The organism is Kitasatospora sp. NPDC058406, assembly GCF_042722765.1.
Taxonomy (GTDB): domain Bacteria; phylum Actinomycetota; class Actinomycetes; order Streptomycetales; family Streptomycetaceae; genus Kitasatospora.
In genome coordinates this window covers 1-15,899 of record NZ_JBHXKE010000217.1, presented here as the reverse complement: position 1 = coordinate 15,899, position 15,899 = coordinate 1, and the positions used below count along the sequence as shown (strand labels likewise).

Sequence of the window (15,899 nt, the reverse complement as noted above, 5' to 3'; positions counted from 1 at the left end):
GGCCCCCCGGGCGGGGCCCGGGGCCCCCCCCGGGGGGGCGCGGGCGCCCGCGGCCCCGACGGCCCGCCCCGGGATCCGATTCCCGGGGCGGGCCGCTTCGTCGGAGGGGGGCAGTTCGGGAAGCCGTGCCCCGGGTAGGAGGTCAGCGCGTGCTGCCACCCGACCTGAGCGGCTAGAACGTCGGGACGCCGCGCTCCCAGAGTTCCTCGGCGTGTGCGGCGAACCGATCGAACAGGCCGTCGTCGTGTTGGCGTCGGAGATGCATCATGGGTGAGTCGTGGCCGACGACGCGTGCCAGGTGCGGGGTCACCAGTGCGTCGTGGTCAAAGCGGAAGACGCTGAGACCGACATGGTTGGGACCGTCCTCGGGAGCGCTGAACCGTGCCTCCACCCCTGTCACGTCCGCCAGCTTGGCGAGATGCTCCAGGGTGATCCGGATCCGGGTGGACACGGTCAGCGCAACGTCCTCGACGCGCTCCCGCTGGACGGTCGTCTCCGACGAGGGGTCGCCCATGAGGAACCGGATGCGACAGCCCTCAGCAGCCTTGCGGCGAAGTGTCTGCAGGATCGCCGGCTGCTCCAACCACACGAAGTAGTTCGTGTATCCGGCAAGGAAGACGTCCGCCGAGGCCCCCGCGATCAGCTGCCCCCACACGTCCTGGGGGCAGGCTGACCGGTACGGGTAGACGGCGAAAACCTCACGATCGTGGCCGGTCTTGACAGTCGACCGAACCACCGCCGGCCAAATCATCTGTTCATCAACCCCTAGGGCCGCGCACGCGTCCAGTCGGTTCCTCTGATGCGGCACGATCGACGCATCCGATACCCAGCGTTCCACGGTCTTCGACGACGGCCGGCGCGGCCGGGTCCGTGCGACCTTCGCCGATACGGATGTCCCGGTGGCGCGGCACCGACTCCGTGCTCCTGGATCAGGCGGGGTCGGGCAGCGTCGGGACGACGCTGAACCGACGAATGGCGTCATCAGCGGTCGACCGATCCAGCAAAGTGAGTTCCCACGGGCCGGTGTTGACGTCGAACTCCTTCCCGAAGCCGATCCACTTGCCGGTCATGCGCCGCCCCGTGGGGTCCACGAGCAGTTGAATCGCGCCGTGGTAGCGGGCCCCTCGGTAGTAGCCGTCGTCGGCAGTCTGCTCGGTCCAGGTGCCCGTGACCACGTTGCGGTCGACGGTCAGGTCGAGGTGAAGTGGCGAATCGGCGTTCGACGAGGCGCCCGGTAGCGACGACGCCGCAAGCCGGTTGCCCCGTTGGGTGAGCACCACGTGGTGCAGCCCCGAGTACGTGTTCTCACGGCTACTGCTGAAGTACTCGTAGTGACTGAGCCAGACCCCGCTGTAGTCGTCCCCCGTGGGGGCGGGCAACGGCTGAGGAGTTGGGAACGAGCGGTCGGAGGTCATGTCGTGTCCTCCAGTCCCGTCGTCCGTGACTCGCGGGGGTAGCTGAGCTGACGTGAAGCCAAGGCGGTCGGCAGACACGTTGGTCACGGCCTCCAGCGCTCGAAGGTACACGGGTCGAGGCGCGCGAACCTCTCCGGACTCCCAGCGTTGCACAAGCCGCTTGCTGGCGTCGTTGGGTTCGCCCAACTGCTCGCCGACGTCGCGCAGCCTGCGGGCAAGCTCGTCCTGGCTGAGGCGGAGGCCAAGCCGTACGGCACGGAACGACTCGTTGGGTGAGGTCATGCCTCTAAATCTAATCCCCAAAAGTGTTTCTACGACACCTAAATGACGTCTTGTCAAAGCAGCCATAGTGACGCCCTGTCGGCGTCGCAACGGCTGTGCTGGACGCGACACGATCAGCCCTGTCCACCCCGTGACGTTACGGACTGTAAGGGGTATCTCATGGCATCGTCGTCCGCGCGTGTGAAGTCGGCACGGCAAGGGCCGCCGCAGACTGTCACGTGGCATCCCTTGGACGACTACCGGTCGGCGCCGCGAAGCGACTTCACCTCGACCGGCGAAGCCCTCCAGCGGGACGCGATCCTCGCGCACTGCGAGTGCGTCACCTGTGTCAGCCGGCGGTCGGTATGACGGCCCGCAGGCTGGAGCCCGTCGACCCGTGGACCCACCTCCTCCGAATCCCACGGAACGGGCTGGCGAGGGTCATCCAAGCGGGCGCGGAGGCGGAGAGCAGCACGCTGGCATCGTCGTCCGACGTTCCCCGCCCGGTTCGCGGCCGGTGGCGGTTCATGGACTGGGTGCTGCGGATCGACGTGGAACCCGACCGGCCCCCGGTCCTGCACCGCTACCGGTGCGAAGGGGAGTCCGAGGACGGCCGGCCGTGCGCGGCGCAGAGCCCGGTCACGGAGTCGTTCGAGGTCGCACAGCAGTGGCCCGGGAAGCACTTGCGGGACCACCAGGATCACCGGAGCTACGCGCACGTCGTGACGACGCCGTGGGTCATGGTGCCGAAGGACGAGCTGTGATCACGGAGACCGGGCCCGAGGTCGTCAACTGCCTGGTGTGTGCCGCGTGGGCAGCGCTGGAGCAGGTTTCCGAGGAGGCCGAAGACCACTCCCGGGCTGTCGACGCCCGGATCCACGCCGCACGACACCGTGAGGCCGAGCACGGTGGATGACGACGGCATGGAGGACTACCGAGGCCCGTCACCGGGCCCGTTGGCGGTCGCCGTCTCGCTGGCCGGCATCGCGCTCTTCGCCGTGCTGCTTCTGACGGCGTTCAACCCCCGACTCGGATAGGAGACACCGGACCATGGCTCGCGATCCCGACCCGCCCTTGAGCGATCAGCACCGCCAGGCCGCCAAGGCCCACACGAACGACGCGCGGGAGAAGAGCGACAACGGCAAGGCCGCCGGGAAGTCGATCACCCACGCCAACAACGCCAACACCACGGCTGCCCGCCTGGGGCGCAAAGGGCGTTGAGCTCCCGTCCCGGCAGCCGGATCGTGGCAGAGCAGCCACCGGGACGGGTTCCGCACCACAGAACGGCTCCGGCGTCGCCGACGTCGGACACCCCACCGTGTGAGGAGACACCAGTATGACCACACACCCCGGTCCGATCGGTCCCGGACCCACGCCTCCGGAGGCCCCCGCCCGGCTGCTGACGGACCACCCGGACACGGCGCCCGCACCCGAGCCGGAAGCGGTTCCAGCGTAGCCCGGGACCCATCGGACCGGTCCGGCCGTCGAACGTCCCCCACGGGGCGGCCGGACCACCTTCTCCCGACGACCCCGGTGACGAAGGGTGGAGCAGAGCCCCCGGACAGCGGGCGCTGTCCGGGGGCTCCGTGCCGAACCGACGTGAGGATCACGGACGGTCGGCTGATCGAGCCGGAGTGCCGGACGTGTCTCAGACGTCGCCGAGCGGAACCTCCGGATCCGTCAGCCGGTCCACGTCCACCGTCCGCTGTGACCGGATCAGGTTGCGGATCGGATCGACGACGTCCCAGATGTTCACGTTCATGCCCGCCAGCACCCGGCCGTCCTTCAGCCAGAAGGCGATGAACTCCTTCGCCTTCACGTCGCCCCGGAACACCACCTTGTCGTAGCCGCCCGGCTCCACGTAGCCGACGTACTCCATCCCCAGGTCGTACTGGTCCGAGAAGAAGTACGGCACCCGGTCGTAGGCGGCGTCCTCGCCGAGCATCGCCCGCGCCGCCGTCTGCGGCTGGTTGACCGCGTTGGCCCAGTGCTCGACCCGGATGTGCCGGCCGAGCTGGGGGTGGAAGGCGTTGGCGACGTCACCGGCCGCGTAGACGTCCGGGTCCGACGTCCGGAGGTGCTCGTCGGTCTTGACGCCGTTCTCGATCTCCAGCCCGGCCGCCTCGGCGAGTCCGGTGTCCGGGGCGATGCCGATGCCGACCACGACGGCGTCCGCCGCCACCGACGAGCCGTCGGCCAGCCGGACACCCGTCACCTGCCCGTCCTCGCCGGTCAGTTCCGCGACCTTCGCGCCGAACCGCAGGTCCACCCCGTGGTCGCGGTGCAGGTCGGCGAAGACCTGGGCGACCTCGCGGCCCAGCACCCGGAGCAGCGGGAGTTCGGCCGCCTCCAGCACGGTCACCTCGGCGCCCGCCGCCCGGGCCGCCGCCGCCGTCTCCAGGCCGATCCAGCCGGCCCCGATCACCACGATCCGCCCGCCGGACCGGAACGCCGCCCGGATCCGGTCGCTGTCCTCGACCCGGCGCAGGTACAGCACACCGTCCTGGTCGGCGCCGGGCACCGGCAGCCGGCGCGGCACCGAACCGGTGGTCAGCAGCAGCTTGGCGTACTCCACCCGGCTGTGGTCGGCCAGCGTGACGGTGTGCGCCGCCAGGTCGATCGCGGTCACCGCCGTGCCCAGGCGCAGGGTCACGTCGTGCTCCGCGTACCACTGCGGGGGATGGACGTAGATCTTCTCCCGCGCGGACTTGCCGAGCAGGTAGCCCTTGGAGAGCGGCGGCCGCTCGTACGGGCGCTCGTGCTCGTCGCCGATCAGGACGATGCCGCCCCGGTAGCCGGCCTCGCGCAGTGCCTGGGCGGCCTTGGCGCCCCCGAGGGAGGCGCCGACGATGACGTACGGGTGCTCCGTCCCGCCGTCGCCCGTGCCGCCGGTACCGCCGGTGGTGCCCGTGCTGTCCGTGCTGTCCGTGCTCATGGTGAACTCCTCGCTCTCCGGCCGGAATCACGGACAGCCTGCCGTCGCCCGGCGGGGCTGTCGAGACCGCACTCGGGCGCGCCGCGCGGGCTCCCCCGAACGGGTGACGAGGACCGGGCGGCGGCCCCACCGCGTACGGACGGTCCGGAACGGTGGGGACGGAGCGGGGTGGGGGCGGAGTCAGGGCGTCACGGTGACATCGCGTCGCGGACCAGGGCGGTGTCGGTGAACTGCTCGAACCGGACGATCCGGCCGCCCCGCACCGTGAAGTGGTGCGCCACCCGGATCGCCAGCGACCGGCGGGTCACCCGGTGGACGGCCGTGTAGCGGGCCAGCACGACCACGTTCTCGCCGTCCACCACGTAGCGGTCGTCGTGCGCGGTCCAGCCCTCCCAGTCGGCGGCCAGCCGCTCCATCACCCCGCTGGTGACGCCCTTGGGCGTCCGGTACGTGCCGGCCAGGGGGAAGCCCGCCATCTCGGTCCACTCGACGTCTTCGGCGAGGGTGGCCCGCAGCGCGGCGAGATCGCCGCGCGCCGAGGCCAGGTACTGGCGGCGGACCACGTCGGCCGGCGCGTCGGACTCGGCGAACGCGGCGGTGGACCTCGGGATCTCGATCATCGCGTCTCAGCCCCAGGTCATCTCGCCCTTGGCGACCTTGGTCCCGAGGTCGACCGCCAAGGTCATGCCCAGCTCCGGGAACCTCCGCTCCAGCGCCTCCTTGGCGGACGCCGCGTCCGGCGCCCGGCCGACCTCCGTCTCGAAGGCCCGCAGGTAGTCGCGGGTGTGGTCGATCGGACCGGTGTCGGTGGGCGAGCCCGCCGTCCGGTGGCCGGCCGCCACGAACTCCGGTTCGAGCACCGCCATGTCGTCGAGCAGGCCGATCCAGGCCGCGCGCTGCTCCGGGGTCGGGGTGTCCGCCGTCCACACGTGCAGGCCCTGGAAGAGCAGGACCCCGCCCAGGACGGCGCGGTGGTGGTGCTGCCACAGGTAGTGCCGGTCGGGCAGGTGGAAGTCGGCGCCGCGCAGTTCGAACCGGTGTCCCTCGAAGACCAGCTCGTCGTTGTGCAGCACCTCGGGGCGGACCAGCCGGGTGGGCAGCTCGGGGCCCAGGTGCTCCCAGGCCGCGAGCTTGGTGTCGAAGGTCTCGTCGATGTGCTCGACGGTCAGGGCGGAGGCCAGGAACCGGGCCTCCGGGAAGACGTCCTGCACCTCCTGGGCGCCGAAGTAGAAGTCCGGGTCCCCGTGGCTGACGAACACCGTGGTGAGGCGCTTGCCGGTGGCCCTCACCCGCTCGGCCAGCCGGCGCCCGTCGGACCGGGTGAACCCCGCGTCCACCAGCAGGGCGTCACTCGGGCCGGTCACCAGCACGGAGGTCTTGTTCAGGGAGCTGTCGGGGCTGTCGATGATCTCGAAGTCGAGGGCGCTCATGCGGGGTGTCCTTCCTCGCGGCCGGGCGCGTCGTCCCGCGCGGAGTGCGTCCACGCGTCGCCGCCCAGCATCGGCGACCGCGCGCCCGCCCGCACCCCGGGGCGGGCCGGCGGGTGGACGGCCCGGCGGCTGAGGGGCGGGAGGCCGAACGGTCGAACGGCCGGGCGGTCGGGGGTCACCCGGTCGGGGCGAGGCGGGTGACGGCCGCGGCGGCGAGCAGGGTGGTGGCGGCGAGGACCCCCCAGAGGACGCCCGGGCCGACGGCCAGCAGGGCCGTCAGGGCCGCCGGAGCCAGCGCGCGGCCGACGCCCATCGACAGCTCCCAGCGGGCCAGCGCCCGGCCGAGCTGCTGCGGCGGTGCGGTGGCGGCGACCAGGGCCGTCCCGGAGCCGGAGTAGAGGATCTCGCCGAGGGTGAAGAGCACCGAGACGGCCGCCACGGTCGCGGCGCCTGCCGTGCCGCCGAGCGTTCCGGCCGCCCAGAACCCCAGGTACGAGAGCGCGAGGGCGGCGCCGCCGGCCGCCAGCACCGCGCGTCGGGACCGGTCGGCGAGGCGGAGCACCAGAGCCAGCTGGAGCGTGATCACCAGCACCGTGTTGCCCACGAACACCCCGGACGACCAGGCGGGGGAGGCGTGCAGGTGCAGTACCAGCAGGGCGGGCAGCGCCACCTCCAGCACGTCGAAGGAGAACGAGTAGGGAAGGTTGGCGAGGCTGAGCAGGGTGATCCGCCGCAGCTCGGGGCCCGTCGCGGCCGGGCCGGAGGGAGCGCCGCCGGCCTTCCCGGTGGCCACGGTGCCGCCGGTGCCCGGGGCGTCGGCCGCGCCGGGCGGCCGGCTCGTGTCGACCCGCAGGGAGTGGACCAGGACCGCCGCGACCAGGCAGGCGGCGGCGGTCACTCCGGCGAGCAGCCGGATCGTGCCCGAGCCGCCGGCCACCGCCAGGGTGGCGAGCAGCGCGCCCGCGCCCAGACCGGCGTTGCGCAGCGTCCGGCCGGCCGCCAGCGCGGCGTCCCGGGTGCGGCCCTCGGTGAGCGTCGAGACCACGGCGGCGTGGGTGGTCGGCCAGGACTGGCTGCCGACGCCGAGCAGCACGGCGGCCGCGGTGAAGCCGGCCACCCCGTCGGACAGCAGCAGCGTCAGCGCGCCGGCCGCCCGGACCAGCAGGGTGGCCGCCGCCGGGAGGCTGCGGGCGCCCCGGTCGATCCAGCGGCCGGTGAGCGGGAGGACCAGCAGGCCGACGACCATGCCGGCCGACATGGCCAGGCCGGCCGTCCCGGCGTCCAGGGCCAGCACGCCGATGCCGTAGAGCAGGAGGAACGGCCGGAGCAGGCCGGTGCCGAGGGCGTCGACGACGAGGGCGGCGGCGTAGCGGCGACCGCCGGCGGCGGTGAGCAGGGAGATCAGGGCGGCCGGGCCCGCGGGGCCTTTCGGGCCCGGCCGACCGGCCGGAGGCTCTGCCGGAGCCGGATCCGGAACGGTGCGGGGGTCGGGGACGACGGTCGGGACGGGTGGCGCGGGCTGCTGCCGGGCCGGGCTCTGGAACGGGGTCATGGCCGGTACCGTCCGCCCGGACCCCGCGCGCGGGCACGTCGATTGACGAGTACCGTCAATCGACGCGGGTCCGCCGGCGGGCGGGTGGCAGGATCAGGGCGTGAGCCTGACCATCGACATCACCTCCCTGCCCGACGAGCGCCTGATCTTCACCCCCTCGCCGCTGGCCGAGATGAGCGCGATGCTGCACGTCCTCGGCGAGCCGGCGCACCATCCCGAGCGGCACGGGTGGGCGGCGAGCACCACGGCGTCCGTCCCGCCCGCACTCGCCGAGCGGCTCGCCGAGGCGGACTTCCTCTGGCGCTCCTCGCGCGCCGACTTCCTCGTCCCCGGAATCCCCGGCGCCACCCTCGCCGACGAACTGGACGCCGTCGACCGGATCGACGACGAGCAGTACGTCCGGGCCGCGCTGGTGCTGACCTGCGGGGCCTCCCGCCTCGCCCACCGGATCACCTCGCCGCTCACCGATCCGGTGGCGCAGGAGCGGGCCCGCGAACTCGCGCTGGCGCGCGGCCCCCGGCAGGCCGACTTCGCGGACCGGCTGCTCACCGACCCGACGGCGGTCCGCGCCCTGGTCCGGCGGATGCTGGAGGACTGCGCGGAGGCGTTCTTCGCCGACGCCTGGCGGCGGGTGCTGCCCGACCTCGCGGCCGACGCCCGGCGGAAGACCGACCTGCTGGTGCGGCGCGGCGCCGCCGAGGCGCTGGCGGCGGTCTCCTCCTCGGTGGCGCTGGAGGACGCCGGCGGGGGACGGCGCCGGATCGTCGTCGACAAGTTGCAGGACAACGCCACCAACGGGGCCGGCGCCGGCGGCGTCACCTTCATCCCGACGGCGTTCGGCCGGCCGCACCTGGTGGTGGTGCACACGGCCGGGTGGCGGCCGGTGGTGCAGTACCCCCTGGCCGAGGACGGCGTGCCCGAGCCCGTCTCGCTGGCCGTCGTCCAGCAGCGGCTGGAGGCGCTCGCCCACCCCGTCCGGCTGCGGCTGGCCCGGACCATCGCGCGCGGGCCGCACACCACCGGCGAGCTGGCGGCGGCCTGGCAGCTCAGCGCGCCCGAGGTGTCCCGGCACCTGGCGGTGCTCCGCAAGGCCGGGCTGCTGGTCACCCACCGGCGCGGGCGGTACATGCTCTACCGGCTCGACCTGGCGGGCAGTGCCCGGCTCGGGACCGACCTGCTGGAGGCGGTGCTGCGCTGACGGCGGGCCGTGGTGACGGCACGGCGTCATGACGGCGCCGCGTTGACGGCGCCGCGTTGACGGTGCGGCGTGCGGAACACCGGGGCCGGCGGGCCGCGTGAGGGGTCGGCCGCCGGACGGGGACGGCGATCGGGAACAGCGGCGTGACCTGCCACGTTCTTGCGGACATGACCAGTGACGCCGTGTCGGCGACCCCCCTGACTCCCGAGTCCTCCGCATCCGCCGGGGCCGCCGGGCCCGAGATCCTCCGCTACGCCGCGTTCGCCACCGACTCGGGCGGCGGCAACCCGGCGGGCGTGGTGCTGGACGCCTCCGGGCTCTCCGCCGAGCGGATGCTCGCCCTCGCCGCCGAGGTCGGCTACTCGGAGACGGCCTTCCTGGTCCCCGCCGGGGCGGGCGGGGCCGAGGTCGAGGCCGGGGCCGAGGGGCGTTACACCGTGCGGTACTTCAGCCCGCTGACGGAGGTGCCCTTCTGCGGCCACGCCACCGTCGCCTCCGCCGTCGCCCTCGCCGAGCAGGTCGGTCCCGGACGGTACGTCTTCGTCACCGCGGCGGGCGAGGTCCCGGTCGAGGTCGACAAGGGCGCGGACGGCACGCTGCGCGCCACCCTCACCAGCGTCGAGCCGTACGTCGAGGAGGTGGGCGGGGCGGACGTCGCCGAGGCGCTCGCGCTGCTCGGCTGGGCGCCCGGGGACCTGGACGCCGCGCTGCCGCCCCGGATCGCCTACGCGGGCGCCCGGCACCTGGTGCTGGCCGCCGCCACCCGCGACCGGCTGGCCCGCCTGGCCTACGACTTCGACGGCCTGGCCGCCTTCATGACCGCGCGTGACCTGGTCACCGTCCAACTGGTCTGGCGCGCCGGCCCCGAGGTCTTCCACGTCCGGGACCCGTTCCCGGTCGGCGGTGTGGTCGAGGACCCGGCGACGGGCGCGGCGGCCGCGGCCTTCGGCGCCTACCTGCGCGAACTCGGCGCCGTCGCGGACCCGGTGGTCCTCACCCTGCACCAGGGCGAGGACCTGGGCCGCCCGGGCGTGCTGCGGGTGGAGCTGCGCGAGGAGGACACCCGCGTGCGGGTGTCCGGCGCGGCGGTGGCGATCCGGTAGGCGGTGCGGCGGCCGGCCCGGCCGGTGGCGGTCCCCGTTCGCCCCCGCGGGGGACGAACGGGGAACGAGTAGGGACGAACAAGGACAAGTGGGGTGCGAGCGCGCGGTGGGGTGTTACACCGTGGGCGGGCACACCAGCGTGCTGGTGACGGCGGGGGTGGGGACCTCCGCGCCGTCGTGGGACAGCGTGCCCAGTGCGTACTCGTAGTGGAAGTAGTGCGGGGCGAAGTCGACGACCGGGTGGACGGTGCAGTCGGAGGTCGCGGGGTAGCGGAAGGACAGCGTGATGGTCCGGCTGGTCCCCGGATCGATCGGCACCTGGGGCGAGGTCAGGTTGAGGATCACCCGGCTGCTCTGGTAGTCGCACAGGCTCACGTCGCCGGTACATCCGACGAACTCCGCGCGCGCACCGGTTGCGGGCTGCGGGCCGACCTCGACCATCGGCAGCCACAGGTAGAGGAACTGCACGGCAGTGGTCTGCGGATTGGTGAACGTCACGGTCAGGTTGGCGACCTGGCCGGGTGTCACCGTGGCGTGGTCCACACTCAGGGCGAAGTGCGGCGCCAGGACGGCGGGCGCGGCGGTGGCCTGCCCACCGAAGCCCATCAGGCTGAGGAACAGGACGAGTGCGGCGACGAGCCCCGTGCGCTTCGTCGCCGAAGTGGTTGTCTGCATGGCTGGGTAGCGTAGGCAGCCGCGCCCGCCGCGTCTGCCCCGCACCCGGAGAACCGGCCATGATCCGCACCGGCCCCGGACGGGGCGGTAAATCGCTCGCGCGGATGGGATGAGCTGGGGGAACATGCCCGGATGCGAGCGAACGGTCGGACGGTCAGCGTCCACCTCACCCACGGGGACGACTACCTGGGCCCGGTGGGCCCCTTCGAGCTGGCGGAGGCGTGGTGGTCGTCGGCCGGGCCGGTGGCCGAACGCGTCGCGGCGGAGGTCGGGGTGCCCGTGGTGGTGGTCCGGCTCACCGGGGTGACGGGCGGTGAGGGGGGCGGCGGCGGACACACCGTCTACCACGTGGAGACGTGGGAGCGCCCGGCCGCGGCGGCGCCGCGGCCTGCGGAGCCCGACGTCGCCGCACTCCTCGGACCCGCCGAGCGGCGGGCGGGCTGGGCCACGCCGTCCGGGCTGCGCGAGGCGCTCGCCTGGGCGGAACGGGAGCTGGCCGCGGCCGGCCGCCCGGCCACCGGTCGGGCCGAGCAGGTCCGGACGTGGAACCTGTCGGGGCTGTTCCGCTTCCCGACCGCCGCCGGACCGGCCTGGCTGAAGGTGATCAACCCGGCGTTCAACGCCCGCGAGGCGGACGTGATCGCGCTGTTCGGGGCCGTGGACCCGGCGCTGGTGCCGTCGGTGATCGCCGCCGACCCCGGCGCCGGCCGGCTGCTCCTGGACGAGGTCGCCGGAGAGGACTGCTGGGGCCCCTCGGAGGCGGAGGTGGCCGGCGCCGTGTCGCGGCTGGTCACCGCCCAGGCGGTGCTCGCGGCCGACGGCCGGGCCGCCGCGGCCGGTCTGCGCGACCGGACCCCGCGCGCGCTCGCCGCCGGGGTCGACGGCCTGTTGGACCGGTTGGAGGCCGAGTCGGACCTGACGGCCGACGAGCTCGCCGCCGCCCGGGTGCTCGCCGCCCGGCTGCCCGCCCTGGTCGAGGAGCTGGCCGCCTGCGGGCTGCCGGAGACCCTCGTCCACGGTGACTTCCACCCCGGCAACTGGCGCTCCGACGGCGGGGATCCGGTGGTCATCGACTACGCGGACTCCTGCCTCGGCCACCCGGCCATGGACGGGATGCGGCCGCGCGCGTTCGTGAGCGAGGAGGGGTGGGCGCAGGTGGCCCGGGAGTGGGCGGGCGCGTGGCGGGCACAGCTACCCGGCTGCGAGCCGGAGCGGGCCCTGGACCTGGTCGGCCCGCTCTACCACCTCGCGTACGCGCTCCGGTACCAGGAGTTCTTGGACCACATCGAGGTGAGCGAGCGTCCGTACCACGAGGGCGACCCGGCCTCGGAGGTCCGGCAGGCACTGCGGGCGGCGGGCTGACGCCCGACGGGTGCGGTGTCCGCCGTGCGGCCGTCGGCGCTCCGGGCCGGGGGCTCCGACGGCCGTGGGCGTTCAGGCCGGCCCGGGATCAGTCGGTCGGGCTGATCGGGCGGCCGTCGTGCGCGGCGTACAGGGCGAGTGCCTCCACCGGACAGAAGTCGACCGCGTCGGTCAGCTCCGGTGTCAGGTGTTCTCCGGCGAGACCTTCGGGGAGGTGGCCGGAGAACTCCCCGGAGAACTCCGCGGCGAGGTCGTCGTCGGCGTCCGCGAACGGGCCGTTCAACGGCCGGGCGAGCCCGTCGGCGCCGAGGGTCAGGGAGCCGGGTGCGGTGTTCGCGCACATGGCCGAGCCGATGCACCGGTCCCGGTTCACCCGGACGACCACCACCGGCTCGGCCGCGTGCGTGGCGACCGGGGCGGCAGTGGCAGTGGTGGCAGAGGTGGTAGTGGCGGGGCCGTGAGCCGGTCCCGGCCCCGAGCCCGTCCGAAGGCCCGGCTCGGTGCCCGGCTCGGTGGCCGGACGGCCGGCGGCCGTCACCAGGCGACCTGGAGGCTCTGCGGGCTGCGGGTCAGCAGACCGCGCCGCCAGTCGATGGCGTCCGCCGGTTCGGCGAGCCGCAGCGAGGGGAGCCGGCGGGCCAGCCGGTGCAGCGCGAGCTCCAGCTCCATCCGGGCCAGCCAGGCGCCCAGGCAGTGGTGCGGACCGGCGCCGAAGGTGAGCATCGGCCCGGCGAGCGGGGAGAACAGCTCGGTGAGCAGGTCCCCGGTAAACACCGACGGGTCGGTGTTGGCGGCGTCGGTGCTGGCGGCGACCACGCTGCCGGCGGGGATCAGCACGCCGCCGATCTCCACGTCCTCGACGGCCCGCCGCAGCAGGCCGGGCAGGACGTCGGCGTCCCCGAGCGGGACGGCGCGCAGCAGTTGCTCGGTCGCGGCGGCGGCGCTCCGCTCGTCCGAGGCGAGCTGCCCCCAGGCGTCCCGGCCGTCGCCGAGCAGGTAGACGACGGCGTTGCCGAGCGAGGTCATGGTGGTCTCGTGCCCGGCCACCACGAGGCCGATCACCAGCGAGACCAGTTGCTGCTCGGTGATCCCCGGGGTCTCGGCGGCGGCCGCGAGCAGGCCGCTCACCAGGTCGTCGCCGGGGGCGGCGCGGCGTTCGGCGATGAGGTCGGCGCCGAAGGCGGCGAACTCGTCCATGGCGGTCCGGATCGCCTCCGCCGAGTAGGCGGAGGTGGAGAGGGCGTGGTCGCTCCAGTGCGCGAGGCGCTTGCCGTCGAGGCCGTCCAGGCCCATCAGGCGGCTGATGACGGCGACCGGCAGCGGGCGGGTGTAGCCGGCGACGACGTCGGCGGGGGAGCCCTGGTCGATCAGCTCGTTGAGCAGGCTCTCGATCACCGAGGCCACCCACGGGCGCCAGCGGGCCGTCGCCCGAGGGGTGAAGGCGCGCTGGACGGTGCGGCGCAGCCGCTGGTGTTCGGCGCCGTCTATGTTGAGCATGCTGGACGGGTCGTCGAGCAGGTTCGGGGTGCGGGAGACCGGCGGGGCGCCGGGCGCGTAGAGCGTGGACCGGCCCAGGCGCTGGTCGGTGAGCACCTTGCGGACGTCGGCGTGTCGGCTGACCAGCCAGACCGGGGTGCCGGTGGGCAGCGCGGCCAGCCGGGGCGGGCCGGGTGCGAGCAGGCGCAGGCAGTGCAGGGGCGGCAGCACGGCGGACGCGGTTCCGGGGTTCGGGTCGGTGCCGGTTCCGGCACCGGTGGCACTGTTCTCGGCGGACATCCGTACTCCAGACTCCAGGGCGGTGGCCGCGGGGCGGCGGCCGTGCGGGGGGTGGATCCGGGCGGTGCGCGGGGACGGCAGGGCGGTTGGCGATGTGCCGGTCGGCCAGGTTCGGTTCGACCGTACGTGGGCGACGGGCCACAGTCAGCTACGATTCCAGCCAACGCCGGGGCGCCGAGAGCACGTTGACGGGCGCTCGGCAGCGCTCGCGCGCCCCTGCGGGCGGCCGGTTCCGCCCGCCGCACGGACCGGTTCCGCCGTCCTCCCGGCCCCCGCGCCGAACCCGGCCCCGGGTGCCTCCGATCCCGTGGTGAGCCGGATCACCGGAGCCGTTCCACGGAAGGCCGCCGGGCCGGACGCTAGGCTTCGTGGGCGAGTCGTCGGACTCGCGTCGACGCAGGTCAAGCCGGTTGCAGAGTCGCGCCGGCCGACGGAGGTGGAATCGGATGGCCCAGCAGGTCAAGGCAGTCATCGCGCGTGCCAAGGGCGCGCCCGTAGAGGTGACGACGATCGTCGTCCCCGATCCCGGGCCGGGTGAGGCGGTGGTGCGGATCCAGGCCTGCGGTGTCTGCCACACGGACCTGCACTACCGCGAGGGCGGCATCAACGACGAGTTCCCGTTCCTGCTGGGCCACGAGGCCGCAGGCATCGTCGAGTCGGTCGGCGAGGGCGTCTCCGAGGTCGCTCCCGGTGACTTCGTGATCCTCAACTGGCGCGCCGTCTGCGGCCAGTGCCGCGCCTGTCGGCGCGGGCGGTCCCAGTACTGTTTCAACACCCACAACGCCAAGCAGCGGATGACCCTGCTGGACGGCACCGAGCTGTCCCCGGCCCTGGGCATCGGTGCGTTCGCGGAGAAGACGCTGGTCGCCGCCGGCCAGTGCACCAAGGTGGACCCGGCCGCCGAGCCGGCCGTCGCCGGCCTGCTCGGCTGCGGCGTGATGGCGGGCATCGGCGCCGCCATCAACACCGGCAACGTCGGCCGGGGCGACACGGTCGCCGTGATCGGCTGCGGCGGCGTGGGAAGCGCGGCCGTGCTCGGCTCGCGGCTCGCCGGCGCGGCGAAGATCATCGCGGTGGACATCGACGACCGCAAGCTCGCCACCGCCGAGAAGCTCGGCGCCACCCACACCGTCAACTCGAAGGACACCGACCCGGTCGAGGCGATCCGTGAGCTGACCGGAGGCCACGGCGCCGACGTGGTCGTCGAGGCCGTCGGCCGGCCGGAGACCTACCGGCAGGCCTTCTACGCCCGCGACCTGGCGGGCACGGTCGTCCTGGTCGGCGTGCCGACGCCCGAGATGCAGCTGGAGCTGCCGCTGCTGGACGTGTTCGGGCGCGGCGGCGCGCTGAAGTCCTCCTGGTACGGGGACTGCCTGCCCTCGCGGGACTTCCCGATGCTGATCGACCTCTACCTCCAGGGCCGCCTCGACCTGGGCGCGTTCGTCACCGAGACCATCGAACTCGACGCGGTGGAGCAGGCGTTCGAGCGCATGCACCACGGCGACGTGCTCCGTTCGGTGGTGGTCCTGTGAGCGGCGCGGCCCGGATCGACCGGCTGGTCACCGCCGGCACCTTCGAACTCGACGGCGGCAGCTGGGAGGTGGAGAACAACGTCTGGATCGTCGGCGACGACGCCGAGGCCGTGGTGATCGACGCGGCCCACGACGCCGAGGCGATCGAGGCGGCGCTCGGCGGGCGACGGCTGGTCGCCATCGTCTCCACCCACGCGCACAACGACCACATCGACGCCGCTCCCGCGCTCGCCGAGCGCACCGGCGCGCCGGTCCTGCTGCACCCGGACGACCTCCCACTGTGGAAGCTGACCCACCCCGACCGCCTCCCGGACGGCGAGCTCGCCGACGGCGGGCGCATCGAGGTGGCCGGCACCACGCTGACCGTCCTCCACACGCCCGGCCACGCCCCGGGGGCGGTCTGCCTCTACGCCCCCGACCTGGGCACGGTGTTCACCGGCGACACCCTCTTCCACGGCGGGCCCGGTGCCACCGGCCGCTCGTTCTCGCACTTCCCGACCATCATCGACTCGATCCGGGACCGGCTGCTGACGCTGCCCGGGGAGACCGTCGTCCGGACCGGCCACGGCGACCCGACGACCATCGGCGCCGAGGCACCCGCCCTCGCGGAGTGGATCGCCCGCGGGCACTGATCCGGGGGAGCCGCCGCAGGGGTGACCG

17 protein-coding genes are annotated in these 15,899 nt (G+C 73.9%); 8 read left to right on the top strand and 9 right to left on the bottom strand.

Annotation, left to right across the window (positions count from 1 at the left end; translation table 11 throughout):
• Positions 1 to 172: 172 nt before the first annotated feature.
• The gene (locus tag ACFWOG_RS31790) at positions 173 to 838 is read right to left on the bottom strand and encodes a DUF5919 domain-containing protein (protein WP_380362519.1); all 666 of its coding nucleotides are present in this window, start codon (positions 836 to 838) and stop codon (positions 173 to 175) included.
• Between the two features lie 91 nt (positions 839 to 929).
• Positions 930 to 1,697, bottom strand: a complete 768-nt coding sequence (locus ACFWOG_RS31785) for a helix-turn-helix domain-containing protein (protein WP_380362517.1) — start codon at positions 1,695 to 1,697, stop codon at positions 930 to 932.
• Between the two features lie 506 nt (positions 1,698 to 2,203).
• Between ACFWOG_RS31785 and ACFWOG_RS31780 the strand changes: the two genes are divergently transcribed.
• From ACFWOG_RS31780 to ACFWOG_RS31770, 3 genes are all read left to right on the top strand, one after another.
• The gene (locus ACFWOG_RS31780) at positions 2,204 to 2,440 is read left to right on the top strand and encodes a hypothetical protein (protein ID WP_329881792.1); all 237 of its coding nucleotides are present in this window, start codon (positions 2,204 to 2,206) and stop codon (positions 2,438 to 2,440) included.
• Entirely contained in the window at positions 2,437 to 2,592 is a 156-nt protein-coding gene (locus ACFWOG_RS31775; protein ID WP_329881793.1) for a hypothetical protein, read from the top strand. The genes ACFWOG_RS31780 and ACFWOG_RS31775 overlap by 4 nt, the downstream gene beginning before the upstream one ends.
• Positions 2,593 to 2,750: 158 nt before the next feature.
• On the top strand, positions 2,751 to 2,897 hold the full coding sequence (locus ACFWOG_RS31770) for a hypothetical protein (protein WP_380362515.1): 147 nt from the start codon (positions 2,751 to 2,753) through the stop codon (positions 2,895 to 2,897).
• A 427-nt stretch (positions 2,898 to 3,324) separates the two neighbouring features.
• Here ACFWOG_RS31770 and ACFWOG_RS31765 read toward each other — a convergent pair whose 3' ends face one another.
• From ACFWOG_RS31765 to ACFWOG_RS31750, 4 genes are all read right to left on the bottom strand, one after another.
• The gene (locus ACFWOG_RS31765; RefSeq protein WP_380362513.1) at positions 3,325 to 4,611 is read right to left on the bottom strand and encodes an NAD(P)/FAD-dependent oxidoreductase; all 1,287 of its coding nucleotides are present in this window, start codon (positions 4,609 to 4,611) and stop codon (positions 3,325 to 3,327) included.
• A gap of 188 nt (positions 4,612 to 4,799) precedes the next feature.
• On the bottom strand, positions 4,800 to 5,231 hold the full coding sequence (locus tag ACFWOG_RS31760; protein WP_329951123.1) for a nuclear transport factor 2 family protein: 432 nt from the start codon (positions 5,229 to 5,231) through the stop codon (positions 4,800 to 4,802).
• A 6-nt stretch (positions 5,232 to 5,237) separates the two neighbouring features.
• Complete coding sequence (locus ACFWOG_RS31755; RefSeq protein ID WP_329881797.1) at positions 5,238 to 6,041, bottom strand: MBL fold metallo-hydrolase; 804 nt, start codon at positions 6,039 to 6,041, stop codon at positions 5,238 to 5,240.
• A gap of 175 nt (positions 6,042 to 6,216) precedes the next feature.
• Entirely contained in the window at positions 6,217 to 7,593 is a 1,377-nt protein-coding gene (locus ACFWOG_RS31750) for an MFS transporter (RefSeq protein ID WP_380362510.1), read from the bottom strand.
• A gap of 100 nt (positions 7,594 to 7,693) precedes the next feature.
• On the opposite strand from ACFWOG_RS31750, the gene ACFWOG_RS31745 reads away from it, so the two are divergent.
• Together ACFWOG_RS31745 and ACFWOG_RS31740 are read left to right on the top strand one after the other, a co-directional pair.
• Complete coding sequence (locus ACFWOG_RS31745) at positions 7,694 to 8,791, top strand: DUF5937 family protein (RefSeq protein ID WP_380362508.1); 1,098 nt, start codon at positions 7,694 to 7,696, stop codon at positions 8,789 to 8,791.
• A 167-nt stretch (positions 8,792 to 8,958) separates the two neighbouring features.
• Positions 8,959 to 9,894 (top strand): PhzF family phenazine biosynthesis protein, encoded by a 936-nt coding sequence (locus ACFWOG_RS31740; RefSeq protein WP_380362506.1) that lies wholly within the window; start codon positions 8,959 to 8,961, stop codon positions 9,892 to 9,894.
• A 114-nt stretch (positions 9,895 to 10,008) separates the two neighbouring features.
• Here ACFWOG_RS31740 and ACFWOG_RS31735 read toward each other — a convergent pair whose 3' ends face one another.
• The gene (locus tag ACFWOG_RS31735; RefSeq protein ID WP_355405252.1) at positions 10,009 to 10,569 is read right to left on the bottom strand and encodes a hypothetical protein; all 561 of its coding nucleotides are present in this window, start codon (positions 10,567 to 10,569) and stop codon (positions 10,009 to 10,011) included.
• 132 nt (positions 10,570 to 10,701) lie between these two features.
• Between ACFWOG_RS31735 and ACFWOG_RS31730 the strand changes: the two genes are divergently transcribed.
• Positions 10,702 to 11,931, top strand: a complete 1,230-nt coding sequence (locus ACFWOG_RS31730) for an aminoglycoside phosphotransferase family protein (RefSeq protein WP_329951117.1) — start codon at positions 10,702 to 10,704, stop codon at positions 11,929 to 11,931.
• A gap of 88 nt (positions 11,932 to 12,019) precedes the next feature.
• Here the strand turns inward: ACFWOG_RS31730 and ACFWOG_RS31725 are convergent, their stop codons facing one another.
• Both ACFWOG_RS31725 and ACFWOG_RS31720 read right to left on the bottom strand, forming a co-directional pair.
• A complete protein-coding gene (locus tag ACFWOG_RS31725; protein WP_380362503.1) occupies positions 12,020 to 12,304 on the bottom strand; it encodes a ferredoxin in 285 nt (94 codons plus the stop codon).
• A 161-nt stretch (positions 12,305 to 12,465) separates the two neighbouring features.
• Complete coding sequence (locus ACFWOG_RS31720; RefSeq protein WP_329951115.1) at positions 12,466 to 13,707, bottom strand: cytochrome P450; 1,242 nt, start codon at positions 13,705 to 13,707, stop codon at positions 12,466 to 12,468.
• A gap of 446 nt (positions 13,708 to 14,153) precedes the next feature.
• Between ACFWOG_RS31720 and ACFWOG_RS31715 the strand changes: the two genes are divergently transcribed.
• Entirely contained in the window at positions 14,154 to 15,239 is a 1,086-nt protein-coding gene (locus tag ACFWOG_RS31715) for an S-(hydroxymethyl)mycothiol dehydrogenase (protein ID WP_329881805.1), read from the top strand.
• Complete coding sequence (locus tag ACFWOG_RS31710; protein WP_329881806.1) at positions 15,236 to 15,871, top strand: MBL fold metallo-hydrolase; 636 nt, start codon at positions 15,236 to 15,238, stop codon at positions 15,869 to 15,871. Before ACFWOG_RS31715 ends, ACFWOG_RS31710 begins: the two co-directional genes overlap by 4 nt.
• Positions 15,872 to 15,899: the final 28 nt, after the last annotated feature.